13 protein-coding genes and 1 tRNA gene are annotated in these 12585 nt (G+C 70.7%); 7 read left to right on the plus strand and 7 right to left on the minus strand.

Annotated features, from left to right (window positions below; all coding sequences use genetic code 11):
* Together ACIPY5_RS18880 and ACIPY5_RS18885 are read left to right on the plus strand one after the other, a co-directional pair.
* Positions 1-1707: a HAMP domain-containing sensor histidine kinase gene (locus ACIPY5_RS18880; protein ID WP_309339136.1), complete on the plus strand. Its 1707-nt coding sequence runs from the start codon at positions 1-3 to the stop codon at positions 1705-1707.
* Positions 1708-1852: 145 nt separating this feature from the next.
* The gene (locus ACIPY5_RS18885; RefSeq protein WP_309339139.1) at positions 1853-2140 is read left to right on the plus strand and encodes a WXG100 family type VII secretion target; all 288 of its coding nucleotides are present in this window, start codon (positions 1853-1855) and stop codon (positions 2138-2140) included.
* Between the two features lie 173 nt (positions 2141-2313).
* Here ACIPY5_RS18885 and groL read toward each other — a convergent pair whose 3' ends face one another.
* The 3 genes from groL to ACIPY5_RS18900 form a co-directional block, all read right to left on the minus strand.
* Complete coding sequence (gene groL, locus ACIPY5_RS18890) at positions 2314-3933, minus strand: chaperonin GroEL (RefSeq protein WP_309339141.1); 1620 nt, start codon at positions 3931-3933, stop codon at positions 2314-2316.
* A gap of 117 nt (positions 3934-4050) precedes the next feature.
* The gene (locus tag ACIPY5_RS18895) at positions 4051-4656 is read right to left on the minus strand and encodes a LytR C-terminal domain-containing protein (RefSeq protein WP_309339144.1); all 606 of its coding nucleotides are present in this window, start codon (positions 4654-4656) and stop codon (positions 4051-4053) included.
* A gap of 73 nt (positions 4657-4729) precedes the next feature.
* Positions 4730-4987: a DUF3263 domain-containing protein gene (locus ACIPY5_RS18900; RefSeq protein ID WP_309339147.1), complete on the minus strand. Its 258-nt coding sequence runs from the start codon at positions 4985-4987 to the stop codon at positions 4730-4732.
* A gap of 105 nt (positions 4988-5092) precedes the next feature.
* On the opposite strand from ACIPY5_RS18900, the gene msrB reads away from it, so the two are divergent.
* Positions 5093-5509: a peptide-methionine (R)-S-oxide reductase MsrB gene (gene msrB / locus ACIPY5_RS18905; RefSeq protein WP_400973529.1), complete on the plus strand. Its 417-nt coding sequence runs from the start codon at positions 5093-5095 to the stop codon at positions 5507-5509.
* Positions 5506-6225 carry a nitroreductase family protein gene (locus ACIPY5_RS18910; protein ID WP_400973531.1) on the plus strand — a complete coding sequence of 240 codons (720 nt, stop codon included), beginning with the start codon at positions 5506-5508 and terminating at the stop codon, positions 6223-6225. Before msrB ends, ACIPY5_RS18910 begins: the two co-directional genes overlap by 4 nt.
* Here the strand turns inward: ACIPY5_RS18910 and ACIPY5_RS18915 are convergent.
* Positions 6200-7192: a DMT family transporter gene (locus ACIPY5_RS18915; RefSeq protein WP_400973534.1), complete on the minus strand. Its 993-nt coding sequence runs from the start codon at positions 7190-7192 to the stop codon at positions 6200-6202. The genes ACIPY5_RS18910 and ACIPY5_RS18915 overlap by 26 nt on opposite strands.
* Positions 7193-7265: 73 nt before the next feature.
* Between ACIPY5_RS18915 and ACIPY5_RS18920 the strand changes: the two genes are divergently transcribed.
* The gene (locus ACIPY5_RS18920; RefSeq protein ID WP_309339154.1) at positions 7266-7901 is read left to right on the plus strand and encodes an SOS response-associated peptidase family protein; all 636 of its coding nucleotides are present in this window, start codon (positions 7266-7268) and stop codon (positions 7899-7901) included.
* Positions 7902-7911: 10 nt separating this feature from the next.
* Here ACIPY5_RS18920 and ACIPY5_RS18925 read toward each other — a convergent pair.
* Positions 7912-7984: transfer RNA gene (locus tag ACIPY5_RS18925), tRNA-Thr, on the minus strand.
* Between the two features lie 76 nt (positions 7985-8060).
* Positions 8061-9029 carry a thioredoxin domain-containing protein gene (locus ACIPY5_RS18930; protein WP_309339157.1) on the minus strand — a complete coding sequence of 323 codons (969 nt, stop codon included), beginning with the start codon at positions 9027-9029 and terminating at the stop codon, positions 8061-8063.
* A 284-nt stretch (positions 9030-9313) separates the two neighbouring features.
* Between ACIPY5_RS18930 and ACIPY5_RS18935 the strand changes: the two genes are divergently transcribed.
* Both ACIPY5_RS18935 and ACIPY5_RS18940 read left to right on the plus strand, forming a co-directional pair.
* The gene (locus ACIPY5_RS18935) at positions 9314-10417 is read left to right on the plus strand and encodes an ABC transporter ATP-binding protein (RefSeq protein WP_400973538.1); all 1104 of its coding nucleotides are present in this window, start codon (positions 9314-9316) and stop codon (positions 10415-10417) included.
* Between the two features lie 81 nt (positions 10418-10498).
* The gene (locus ACIPY5_RS18940; RefSeq protein WP_400973541.1) at positions 10499-11803 is read left to right on the plus strand and encodes a DUF4032 domain-containing protein; all 1305 of its coding nucleotides are present in this window, start codon (positions 10499-10501) and stop codon (positions 11801-11803) included.
* Between the two features lie 124 nt (positions 11804-11927).
* Here ACIPY5_RS18940 and ACIPY5_RS18945 read toward each other — a convergent pair whose 3' ends face one another.
* The gene (locus ACIPY5_RS18945; RefSeq protein ID WP_309337688.1) at positions 11928-12569 is read right to left on the minus strand and encodes an NAD(P)H-binding protein; all 642 of its coding nucleotides are present in this window, start codon (positions 12567-12569) and stop codon (positions 11928-11930) included.
* Between the last annotated feature and the right edge of the window lie 16 nt (positions 12570-12585).

Here is a 12585-nt window from a genome sequence, read left to right on the forward strand (position 1 = left end):
ATGGCAGAGCCTGACGCGATCACGCGATGGTGGCGCCGGATCAGCCTTCGCGCGAAGGTCACCGGCGTCACCGTCGGCGTGCTCGCGCTCGGCCTGGTCGTCACCGGCATCGGGACCATGCCGATCCTGCGCAACCTGCTGATCGACAACGTCGAGTCCCAGCTGCCGACTCTCGTGACGAGCGACCTCGCCACGATCACCCCGGATGGAAACGGCGCGTTCAGCGTCACCCTGAAGGACGAGACGCTCGGCCTCGCCGACTACTTCGTCGCCGTCTACGACACGGCCGGCGCGCTCGTGTACTCCGGCGGCGGCGCCCCGAAGGCCGTCAAGCCCGAGTTCCCGACGTCCTATCCCCTGGCCCGCGCGACGCTCGACTCCGGGCGCACAGAGCCGATGGTGCTGCGCGGCTCGGATGGCTCCGAGTTCCGCGCGGCCGTCGCGGTGCGTGAGGATCCCAGCACCAACATCACCTACACGCAGATGGTCGCGGTCTCGCTGGATGAGCCGGATCGGATCCTCGCGACCTTCTTCGGCGTCTTCACCACGGTGGCGCTCGTGACGATCATCATCGCGGCGCTGGCGACCAGAGGTCTCGTGACCCTCGCGTTCCGCAGGCTGGGGCGCGTCGAATCCACCGCCATGGCGATCGCCGCGGGCGACTTCAGCCAGCGCCTCACGGATCTCGAGCCGACCACCGAGGTCGGCCGGCTGAACGGCGCCATCAACACGATGCTCGACCGCCTGGATGCCGCGATCTCCCAGCGCGACCGCTCCGTGCAGCAGATGCGCCGCTTCGTCGGCGACGCCAGCCACGAGCTGCGCACGCCGCTCGTGAGCGTGCGCGGATATGCAGAGCTCTACCGGATGGGTGCGATCAAGCCCGGCGAGGACACCGCGCGAGCGATGGACCGGATCGAGAAGGAGGCGCTGCGAATGGGCGTGCTCGTCGAGGATCTGCTCGCCCTCGCCCGCCTGGACGAGCAGCGTGAGCTGACCATCGAACCGCTCGACCTGCGCCCGCTCGCGCAGGACGCCGCCCTCGACCTGCGCGCGGCCGCACCGGAGCGCCCCGTCACGGTGGTCGACATGACCGCCGAGTCGCAGCCCACGGATCCGCCCGCCCTTTCCGCCACCGCGATCACGCGTCCCGCTCCGGTGACGCGCAGCACTCCCACCCGCGGCCGTATACCCGCGATCCTGCGCCGTCGTCCGAGGGACGGCGCTGCGGTTCCCGAGATCGACTTCTCCGAGGCCATCGTCGCTCCCGTCTCCACCCCGCCGATCGTGCTCGGCGAGGAGAACAAGGTGCGCCAGGTGATCGCGAACCTGCTCGGCAACGCCCGGCGCTTCTCCCCCGGCGATTCTCCGATCGAGGTCGTCGTCGGCGCGGACCGGCGCAGGGACGTGGGCTGGTTCTCGATCGTGGATCACGGCGAGGGCGTGCCGGAGCAGATCAGGGATCAGATCTTCCAGCGCTTCTGGCGCGCCGACTCGTCGCGCACGAGGGACACGGGCGGCGCCGGTCTCGGTCTCGCGATCGTGGCGTCGATCGTGCGAGCCCTGAACGGCTCGGTGCAGGTGACCGAGACGCCGGGCGGCGGTGCGACGTTCACCGTGTCGCTCCCGCTCGCCCCGCCGCGGGCGACGCCGGAGCACCTGCTGCAGGACACGCAGCCCATCGAGCCGCTCGATCTGTCGCGCTGACCTCGGCGCCCTCGCCGGCGCCCGGATCGGTCCGCACATCCCGCGCGGGGCGGGATTCCGCACGGGTTGCGTGCGAGGCCCGCACCGGTACCGTCCTGATCCCTATCGTCGAGCGCATCCGATGCACCTCGACGAAAGGAATCCCATGACCGTCTTCAGCGTCGACACCGACGCGGTCTCCGCCACCAGGCTCTCCGCGCAGGCCACCGCCGACCGGTTGCAGAGCGACTCCGCGACCCTGCTCTCGCAGATGACGCTGCTGCAGTCGTCCTGGCGCGGACCCGCCGCGCTCGCCTGTCAGGACGCCGCGGAGCAGTGGCGCGGCGCGCAGGCGCATGTCGAACAGGCCCTCGCCGCGATCGCGCAGGCCCTCGGATCCGCCGAGCAGTTCTACGCGCAGGCCGAGAGCGAGTCCGCGGCGCTGTTCCGCTGAGCGGGCGACGGGTGCGCCGACGAGCCGTGGACGCGCCAGAGCCCCGCGGACGCGCCACGGCCCCGCGGACGCAGCACGGCCCCGCGCCGCCGCGCGCGCTCGCTCCGCCCGTTCCGAACACGGAGAAGGCCCCCGGGACGGATCCCGGGGGCCTTCTCGAAAGGGGGTCGGACTCAGAAGTCCATGCCGCCGGAGGGGTCGGCCGGCATGGCCGGCGCCTTCTCCGGCTTGTCGGCGACGACGGCCTCGGTGGTGAGGAACAGGCCGGCGATCGACGCGGCGTTCTGCAGCGCCGAGCGGGTGACCTTGGCCGGGTCGATGATGCCCTGTGCGAACATGTCGCCGTACTCGCCGGTCGCGGCGTTGAGGCCGTGACCCGTGGAGAGCTCGGAGACCTTGTGCGCGACGACACCCGGCTCGAGACCGGCGTTGAGCGCGATCTGCTTGAGCGGCGCCTCGATCGCGACGCGAACGATGTTCGCACCGGTCGCCTCGTCGCCCGAGAGCTCGAGGCCGTTGAGGGCCTTCGTGCCGGACTGGATCAGCGCGACGCCACCACCGGCGACGATGCCCTCCTCGACGGCGGCCTTCGCGTTGCGGACGGCGTCCTCGATGCGGTGCTTGCGCTCCTTGAGCTCGACCTCGGTGGCCGCGCCCGCCTTGATGACGGCCACGCCGCCGGCGAGCTTGGCGAGGCGCTCCTGCAGCTTCTCGCGGTCGTAGTCGCTGTCGGTGTTCTCGATCTCGCGACGGATCTGGGTCACGCGACCGGCGATCTGCTCGGCGTCGCCGGCACCCTCGACGATCGTGGTCTCGTCCTTGGTGACGATGACCTTGCGCGCACGGCCCAGCAGGTCGAGGGTCGCGTTCTCGAGCTTGAGACCGACCTCCTCGGTGATCACGGTGCCGCCGGTGAGGATGGCGATGTCCTGCAGCTGCGCCTTGCGACGGTCGCCGAAGCCCGGAGCCTTGACGGCGACGGACTTGAAGATGCCGCGGATCTTGTTCAGCACCAGGGTCGCGAGGGCTTCGCCCTCGACGTCCTCGGCGATGATGACGAGCTCCTTGCCGTCCTGGATCACCTTGTCGACGACGGGCAGAAGGTCCTTGATGTTCGAGATCTTCTGGTTCGCGATGAGGATGTACGGGTCCTCGAAGACGGCCTCCTGGCGGTCCGGGTCCGTGACGAAGTACGGGTTCAGGTAGCCCTTGTCGAAGCGCATGCCCTCGGTGAGCTCGAGCTCGGTGCCGAAGGTCTGGGACTCCTCGACCGTGACCACGCCCTCCTTGCCGACCTTGTCGATGGCCTCGGCGATGAGCTCGCCGATCTCCGGGTCGGCGGCCGAGATCGACGCGGTGGCGGCGATCTGCTCCTTCGACTCGATCTCCTTGGCGGAGGCGAGCAGCTCGGCGGTGATGGCGGCGACGGCCTTCTCGATGCCCTTCTTCAGGCTGATCGGGTCGGCACCGGCTGCCACGTTGCGCAGGCCCTCGCGGACGAGCGCCTGGGCGAGCACCGTGGCGGTCGTGGTGCCGTCACCGGCGACGTCGTCCGTCTTCTTCGCGACCTCCTTGACGAGCTCCGCGCCGATCTTCTCGTACGGGTCGTCGAGCTCGATCTCCTTGGCGATGGACACGCCGTCGTTCGTGATGGTGGGGGCGCCCCACTTCTTCTCGAGCACGACGTTGCGGCCACGCGGGCCGAGGGTCACCTTGACCGCGTCGGCCAGGATGTTCAGGCCGCGCTCGAGACCGCGACGGGCCTCCTCATCGAAAGCGATGATCTTTGCCATGAGTTCTGTCGTCCCTCCTGGACGTAGACATTGGGTTTAGCACTCAGATCAGTCGAGTGCTAAACCCAGTCTGGCACTCGACCCCTGTGAGTGCAAGCCGCGGAGAGGCGTCCGGCCTCAGCCCGCCGAACCGTCGCCCGACGTGTCCGCGGGGGTCGGCTCGGTCGTGGGCGCGTTCTTCGCGAGATCCTGCCCGAGCACCACCGTCAGCTGCTTCTGGCCGGCCACGACATCGTCGCCGTACTGATCGCTCTGGGCGGTCTTCGTCGCCCCGATGAGGTTCGCGAGCGCCTGCGCCGCGGACTTGTCCGCCTCGGTCTTGTAGTAGACGGTCGTCGCCGGGAAGTCCTGCGTGCTGGCGTCGCTCGCGGCCACGGCGTTCCCGGCGAACCCGGCGGCGACGATCGTGTCGCGCGTGCTCGCGGCGAGGCCGTTCGCCGTGGTCGCGTTCAGCACCAGCACGGCGTAGGACGTGTCCAGCGCCGGCGCGGAGGCGGTCGCCGTGCGCGAGACGCTGGGCATCGGGGTGGCGCTGTCGAAGCTGATCCTGCCCATGGCGAGCATCGCGGCAAAGATGCCGATGGCGATGAGCGCGGCGGTCGCCACGGCGGCCCAGAGCAGCACGAACCAGCCGCGCATCCCGGGGTTCTCGGCGCGGTGGGCGCCGACGCGGCCCTGTGCGTGCGGGATCACGTCGAATCGGTCGCGGGCGGAGTCTGGCATTCCACGATGTTATCCGGGGTGCTCCTGCGGTTTCCGTGAACGACAGGCCGGGAGCACGAGCCGCGTTCCCGCCTCAGCCGGCGGAGAGCGCGGTGCGGCCGCTCCGGCGGGCCGCCGCGTCCTCGCGGATCCGGCGAAGACGGCGCACCAGCATCGGATCCTCGACCAGCGCCTGCTCGGAATCGATGACCCGGTCCAGCAGCTGGTAGTAGCGCGCCGGCGTGAGCTCCAGCTCGGCGCGGATCGCCTCCTCCTTGGCGCTGGAGTGCCCTGGGCGCCGCGCCTCGAACGCGAGGATGACGCGTTCGCGGTCGCTCAGGAGGTCGGTCACCGTCCCAGGCTACGTCCCGGCCGGCGCCGCACCGGGACGGCGCGCCCGTCTGTGGCCCCGCGGCGCGCGGAACGCGGGAGAATGGATCCGACCCCGGGAGGATCCATGTCGCACCGCGTGACCAAGACCGACGCCGAATGGCGGGCCGAGCTCGACCCGCAGCAGTACGCCGTGCTGCGCGAAGCCGCGACCGAACGGGCATGGACCGGTGAGCTGCTCGACGAGCACCGCGCCGGCCTCTACACCTGCGGCGCCTGCGGCTCCGAGCTGTTCCACAGCGGCACGAAGTTCGACTCGGGCTGCGGCTGGCCGAGCTTCTACGAGTCCGTCCGCCCCGAGGCCGTCGAGCTCATCGAGGACACGAGTCTCGGGATGACCCGCACCGAGGTGCGCTGCGCGAACTGCGGTTCGCACCTGGGTCACGTCTTCCCCGACGGGTTCGGCACGCCCACCGGCGACCGCTACTGCATGAACTCGATCGCGCTGTCCTTCCAGCCGGACGAATCCGCCACCGAGGCATGAGCGCGCTCGAGGCCGTCCGACGCCGGCAGTCCTGGTCCAAGGTGACCCCTGAGGCGCCGACGCGGGAGCAGCTGCTGCCCCTGATCGCCGCCGCCGGCCGGGTCGCCGATCACTCCTCGCTCCGCCCCTGGCGTCTGATCGAGCTGCGCGGCGAGGACCGGGAGCGACTGGGATCCGCGATCGCGCAGGCGACGGGCGACTCCTCCCCGTCGTCCAAGCCGCTGCGCGCCTCCCTCCTGATCGCCGTCGTGGCCAGCTATCGGCGCAGCGACAAGGTTCCGCGCTGGGAGCAGGAGGCGGTCGCCTCCGGCGTCGCGCATGTGCTCAGCCTGCTGCTCGACGAGGCGGGCTGGGGCGTCATCTGGCGCACGGGCGGCTACACCCGCACCGCGGCCGTGGCGCGCGCGCACGGGCTCGGCCCCGACGAGGAGCTGCTCGGGTGGCTCTATGTGGGCGGCAAGCCGGGCAAGGAGCCGGGGCGGCGCACGCCCGTCGACGCCGAGGCGCTGCTCTCCCGCATGCCGGCGAAGCGCGCGGACGACGATGGCGCCGCGGCGCAGGATCCCGGAGGGTCCGACGCCTGCGGGAAGAAGGCGAAGAAGAAGGCCAAGCACAAGGCGAAGAAGGCCGCCGAGAAGGCGAGGAAGCGCGCCGAGAAGCGGAAGAAGGCCGAGAAGGCGGAGCGGCGGCTCAGGAAGGCCGAGAAGCGGAGCTGAGCCGGCGGCGGCTCCGCCACGGCAGCGCGGCCAGCACCGACAGCACCGCGGCGAGCACCATGACGACGACCTGCCACGCGGCGGGTCCCGCCGCGGGCGGCCAGATGAGATCGATCAGCACCGACACGGCGAGCTGACCGAGCACGGCCCCGAGCCCCATCAGGAGCACCCCGGTGCGGGCCACGATGACGACGCCCAGCAGGATGTAGGACGCGCCGAGCAGTCCACCCAGGTACAGCCACAGATCGCCGGGGAACGCGATCGGGAACGGCTTCGGAGCTCCCGCGACGAGCAGGCTCGCGCCCGCCGACACGGACAGCACGAGCACTCCCCCGAGGAAGCTCATGTACGTCGCACCGAGCGGCGACGCGATGCGCTGTCCGAGCCTGCCGTTCACGGCGGACTGGAACGCGATGCCCGCCCCGGTCAGGAACGGCAGCACGAGCATCCACGCCGGCGCCCGGCCGAGCACGTCCCCGCCGAGCGAGACGCCGACCGCGACGAGGGCGCACGCGCCGCCGAGGAGACGGCCGGGCGTGATCGCGACGACGCCGGCGGGTCCGAAGCCGAACCGGTCCAGCAGCAGGCCGTGCAGCGTCTGGCCCGCCACGACGCCCACGCTGAACAGCGCGACGCCGAGCACGCCCGCGACGAGACCCTGGGTCGACACGGTCAGCGCGCCGCAGGCGCCGCCGAGCAGCATCCACCACGGCACGCCACCGGTGCGGATCCCCCGCCAGAGCCGTCCGAGCGAGGCACGCCCCGACCGCGTGAGCAGCACCGGGAAGCTGAGCAGCACCAGACCCACCGCGAAGGACACCCAGCCGGCGAGGATGCCGTTGCCCAGGTGCACGCCGAGCTGGCCGTTCACGCGCGCCTGGATCGCCGTCATCGCCCCGATGGCGACCGCCCCGCCGAGCGCGAGCACGGTGCCGCCGCGCCTCTTCTTCGGAGCGTTCGCCGTCACTGTCCCGAGCCTACCGCCGCACCTGCGAGTGGCAGCCCTCGCCGATGTCCGAGGGCGGAGGTACGCTCCCTCCATGTGCGCGAGCTACGGTCTGGATCCCCGATTCAGCGATCAGCAGCTGATCGAGGAGGCCGACGACGAACTCATGGAGGGGATCCGCGCCTGGGCGCGGCGCAACGCGGACGAGACGCTGCGCCCCACCGGGCGTCTGCTGCGCAACCTCAACCCGATCCTGGTGCCCTCGGAATCGCGGACGCCGCAGCTCGAGGAGGCATGGTGGGGCTTCCTGGTCGACGGCAGACCCTCGCGGTTCCCGTCGATCAACACCCGTTCCGAGCGCCTGCAGGAGCGCCCGGGGAGCCTCCGCGGACGGGCGATCGTGCCCGCCACGCGCTGGTTCGAGATGCAGAAGCCGTCCAAGACCTGGCACGAGTTCGGCCTCGACGGCGCGCTGTTCGGCATGGCGGCGGTGACCCAGCGCGGACGCGCCGAGGACGGATCCTGGTTCACGTGCTACTCGATCGTGATGCAGCCCGCGCCGCAGCGCCTGGCCGGGATCCACGACCGCATGCCGGTGCTGCTGCCTGCGGCGTTCGCGCAGGACTGGCTGAACGGCGCAGCCACGCGCGAGCTCATCGACGAGGCGCTGCTGGCCTCGGCGGACGCGACGCAGTGGGTGCAGAGCGCATCCATGACCGCGTCGCCCTGAGCAGGGTCGGAGCCTCCTGCCGGACTCGAACCGGCCACCTGCGGTTTACAAGGCCGCTGCTCTACCAGATGAGCTAAGGAGGCGAGAGTGGCCCGAGAGCCGCTCCCAGCGTAGCAATGCGCGACGCCCCGGCACGCACGTGCCGGGGCGTCGAGCGCCTTACTTCGCGGTCGTGGGCGACGGCGTGGGCGAGACCGTCGGGGCGCTCGTGCCGTAATACGAGTCGCTCGCGACGGACAGCACGAACTGGCTGAACTCGGCCGCGTCCGTGAGGGATCCGGCGTAGACCTGGCCGTTCACGACGATCGTCGGAGCGCCGCTCAGGGCGCCCTTCTTGGAGCCGGGCAGCGGTCCGTCCACCGCGCGCTGCGTGACGTCCTTGACCCAGGAGCCGTAGGTGCTGTCGTCGACGCAGTTCTGCAGGCCCTTGGCGTCCTTGACGCCGCTCGAGAGGGCGAGGTCGATGAGCTCCTTGTCGCTCTTGCCGTCGGTGTCCTGCTTCGGCTGGTCGATGAGGAGCGCGTGGTTGAACGCGTAGAAGACATCGGGCTGCATCGAGGCGACGCAGGCCGCCGCGGACGCCGCGCGCAGCGAGTACTTGGTGCCGTTGGAGTTCGCGGTCAGCAGCGCGACGGGGTGGTACGTGACGGTCGCCGCATCCTGATCGACCCAGGTGGCGAGCTGCTTCGCGTTCGCGCGCTCGAAGTCGCTCGCGCCCGGCGAGAGGTAGTCGACGTACACGTGGATGTCGACCGTGCCCGCGGTGGCCGTCGGATCGGGCGTCGGCGACGCGGATCCGGTCGCCGCCGGCGTGCCGGCGGTCGTCGGCGAGGGCGTGGGCGTGCTCGCGGATCCGGCACGTGCCGCGGCGAGATCCTCCTTGGTCACGACGACGCCGTCGTCCTGAAGGTTCGACGGGGTGAGCGAAGGCTTCGACACGGCGGACCCGACGGCCCAGGCCACGGCGCCGCCGGCGGCGCCGACCACGACGATCGCGACCGCGGCGATGATCACGCGTCGCATGATCCGGGCGCGGGACTGCTTGGCGTTCACCTGCTGGGCCTTCTCCCGCACGGCCGCACGCGAGTGCGAGGGCGTGGGGACGTTCGGCGTTTCGTCGCTCGACATCGTTCCTCTTGATTCCTCGGGATGGGCATCCCCGTCGCCTGCTGCCGACGGGAGCGGCAGGGCACGGGTTCGATGCTAGCCAGGGAGGCTGAGAAATGACCAGACGGCCCCTGGTCGGAGCCTGCGAGAACCCGCACGGAAAGCGCTTCACCGACCATGCTGGACCCACCGGGAGCTCTCATGTCATACTGATCCCGGTCCGATGGCGGGCCACGGCGGGTTCACCCTCGTCGCTTTTTCACTACGGATCGTCCGGCACGTACCTGCCGGTGAAGGAGAAGACAATGGCAACTGTGACCTTCGACGAGGCCACCCGGCTCTACCCCGGTGGCACCCGCCCCGCGGTCGACAAGCTGAACATCGAGATCGCCGATGGCGAGTTCCTGGTTCTGGTCGGCCCGTCCGGTTGCGGAAAGTCCACCTCGCTGCGCATGCTCGCCGGCCTCGAAGAGGTCAACGCGGGCCGCATCCTCATCGGCGACCGCGACGTGACCGACGTCCCGCCGAAGGACCGCGACATCGCGATGGTCTTCCAGAACTACGCGCTGTACCCGCACATGACCGTCGCCGAGAACATGGGCTTCGCGCTCAAGATCGCCGGCGTCGGCAAGGAGGAGCGCGCCGCCCGCGTCCTCGAGGCCGCCAAGCTCCTCGACCTCGAGCCCTACCTGACCCGCAAGCCCAAGGCCCTCTCCGGCGGCCAGCGCCAGCGCGTCGCCATGGGCCGCGCGATCGTGCGCCAGCCCCAGGTGTTCCTCATGGACGAACCGCTGTCGAACCTCGACGCCAAGCTCCGCGTGCAGACCCGCACCCAGATCGCCTCGCTGCAGCGCCGCCTCGGCGTCACCACGGTCTACGTGACCCACGACCAGACCGAGGCGCTCACCATGGGCGACCGCATCGCCGTGCTCAAGGACGGTCTGCTGCAGCAGGTCGGCTCGCCGCGCGACCTGTACGAGAACCCGAGCAACGTCTTCGTGGCCGGCTTCATCGGCTCGCCCGCCATGAACCTGTTCACCTCCGACCTCGCGGACGGCGGCGTGCAGTTCGGCTCCGAGGTCGTCCCGCTCGACCGCGAGACGGTCGGCGGCGCGACGGGTTCGCAGGTCACGATCGGCGTGCGCCCCGAGGACATCACGGTGGGACCTGCCGACGGCAAGGGCCTCTCGGTCGTCGTCGACCTCGTCGAGGAGCTCGGCGCGGACGGCTACCTCTACGGCCACACCGAGATCAACGGCAAGCGCACCGACCTGGTCGCGCGCGTCGACGGCCGCAACCACCCGAACGCGGGCGAGACCGTCACGCTCGCGGCGAACCCGGGTCACGCGCACGCCTTCGACCTCGAGTCGGGCGAGCGCCTGAACAAGAAGCCGATCGCCGCTTCCTGATCACCGTCTGATCGACGCGGCGCGGGGGTTCTCCCCCGCGCCGCGTCGTCGTCTCCCCCGCCGATCCCCTGAGGAGCACCGTTGAAGGACGCGCTGACCATCACCGCGAGCGCCGTGGATCCCGGGCTGCTGTCGCTGCCCTGGTCGCAGCCGCTGTCGAAGTGGCCGTCCGAGGTGATCGTCTCGCTGCCGAAGGGCCTCTCCCGCCATCTGGTGCGCTTCGCGGATCTGTCCGGATCCGTCGTCGCTGTGAAGGAGACCACGGAGGAGATGGCGCGCCGCGAGTACGAGATGCTGGGCAACCTCGCGCGTCTCGATGTGCCCTGCGTCTCCCGCGTCGCGGTGATCGCCGGTCGCACCGACGGCAAGGGCGAGCCTCTGCCGGCCGCGCTGGTGACCTCGCATCTGCGGTTCTCGATGCCCTACCGGGCGCTGTTCACGCGCGTTCTGCGGCCGGACACCGCCACCCGCCTGGTAGACGCGCTCGCGCTGCTGCTCGTGCGCCTGCACAATGTCGGCTTCTACTGGGGCGACGTGTCGCTGTCGAACGCCCTGTTCCGCCGCGACGCCGGCGCTTTCGCCGCCTACCTCGTCGACGCCGAGACCGGCGAACTGCATGAGGAGGGGCTGACCGACGGCCAGCGCGCGTACGACCTGGATCTTGCCCGCACCAACATCGCCGGAGAGATCCTGGATCTCGCCGCGGGCGGACGCCTCGAGCGGGGCGTCGACGCGGTCGCGATCGCGGACGGCATCGTGTCCTCGTACCGGTCGCTGTGGGCCGCGCTCACCGCGCACGAGTCGTTCGCAGCCGGCGAGGCCTGGCGGATCACGGAGCGCGTGGAGCGGCTGAACGCGCTCGGCTTCGACATCGGAGAGATGTCGATCCAGACCACCGCCGACGGCACCAGGGTCGAGATCGAGCCGAAGGTCGTGGACGCAGGCCACCATCAGCGCCGCCTCATCCGCCTCACCGGCCTCGACGTCGAGGAGAACCAGGCCCGGCGGCTGCTGAACGACCTGGACGAGTTCCGCGCCCGCTCCACCAAGCAGTGGGCGGACGAGGAGATGTACGCGCACGAGTGGCTCACGCGCGTGTTCGAGCCCGTGGTGCGCGCGATCCCCTACGACCTGCGCGCCAAGCTCGAGCCTGCCGAGGTGTTCCACCAGGTTCTCGAGCACCGCTGGTACATGTCTCAGGCGCGGGGGCGCTCGGTGCCCCTGGCCGAAGTGCTCACGTCGTACATCAACGACGTGCTGCGCCATCGCCGCGACGAGGCCACGATCATGGGTCCGCCCACCGAGACGATGTCGCTCCCCGTGATCACCGGATCCGTCCCCGTCGACGACGAAGACCCCGACATCGACTGGCGCGACCTGGTCTGACCCCGCCCCCCCGCTGCCCCCAACCAACCGCGAGACTCCATCTGGGCGACGAGACTGCGCAGCTGGAGCGCATTCTCGTCGCGGAGATGGAGTCTCGCGGTCAGAAGAGGGGGGCAGGCTGAGGTCAGTAGCCGACGGTGAAGCGCTCGCGGCGGTGCTTGCCGTTCTCGATCTCGTCCACGAACGCGATCGCGAAGTCGGCGCCGGAGATGGTCGAGTGGCCGTCGGCGTCGCGCACGACCACGTCGCCGCCATCGCGGTAGGAGCCGGTGCGCTCGCCCTCGGCCCACGGGCCGAAGACCTCGGCCGGGTGCACGAAGAACCAGTCCAGCGACGCGTCGGCGTTCTGCAGCACGGCGAGGGAGTCGATGCCGACCTGCGCCTCGTGCTTGTACTCGTCCGGGAAGTCGAGGTCGATCAGGCGCGGACCGCCCGGGGCGGACAGGCTGCCGCCGGCGCCGCCGACGACGCTCACGCGCGTGCCGGTGCCGCTGAGCTTGTCGACCAGCGCGGTCAGGGCGGGAACGACGGCCTGCTCCATGTCGCCGCGCGGGGACAGGGCGGACACCACGACGTCGGCGTTCTCGAACACGTCGCCGAGCGTGTCGAGGTCGGTCACCGAGCCCTGCACGTTCGTGACGCCGTCGACGGGAGCGGACGGCTCGGAGCGCGAGACCGAGACGACCTCGTGCCCGCGCGAGGCGGCTTCCTGGACGATGTGACGACCGGCGTATCCGGTCCCTCCGATGACGACGATGCGAGCCATGCGCGTTCCTTCCGTT

This window comes from Microbacterium sp. NPDC089698, from assembly GCF_044749045.1.
Classification (GTDB): Bacteria; Actinomycetota; Actinomycetes; order Actinomycetales; family Microbacteriaceae; genus Microbacterium.

Bases quoted from the DNA above. Each gene is read 5' to 3' on its own strand.
- groL (WP_309339141.1), bottom strand. From the start codon at position 3,933: ATGGCAAAGATCATCGCTTTCGATGAGGAGGCCCGTCGCGGTCTCGAG.
- ACIPY5_RS18945 (WP_309337688.1), bottom strand. From the start codon at position 12,569: ATGGCTCGCATCGTCGTCATCGGAGGGACCGGATACGCCGGTCGTCAC.
- ACIPY5_RS18910 (WP_400973531.1), top strand. From the start codon at position 5,506: ATGAGCGCGCTCGAGGCCGTCCGACGCCGGCAGTCCTGGTCCAAGGTG.
- ACIPY5_RS18885 (WP_309339139.1), top strand. From the start codon at position 1,853: ATGACCGTCTTCAGCGTCGACACCGACGCGGTCTCCGCCACCAGGCTC.
- ACIPY5_RS18920 (WP_309339154.1), top strand. From the start codon at position 7,266: ATGTGCGCGAGCTACGGTCTGGATCCCCGATTCAGCGATCAGCAGCTG.
- ACIPY5_RS18935 (WP_400973538.1), top strand. From the start codon at position 9,314: ATGGCAACTGTGACCTTCGACGAGGCCACCCGGCTCTACCCCGGTGGC.
- msrB (WP_400973529.1), top strand. From the start codon at position 5,093: ATGTCGCACCGCGTGACCAAGACCGACGCCGAATGGCGGGCCGAGCTC.
- ACIPY5_RS18880 (WP_309339136.1), top strand. From the start codon at position 1: ATGGCAGAGCCTGACGCGATCACGCGATGGTGGCGCCGGATCAGCCTT.
- ACIPY5_RS18895 (WP_309339144.1), bottom strand. From the start codon at position 4,656: ATGCCAGACTCCGCCCGCGACCGATTCGACGTGATCCCGCACGCACAG.
- ACIPY5_RS18930 (WP_309339157.1), bottom strand. From the start codon at position 9,029: ATGTCGAGCGACGAAACGCCGAACGTCCCCACGCCCTCGCACTCGCGT.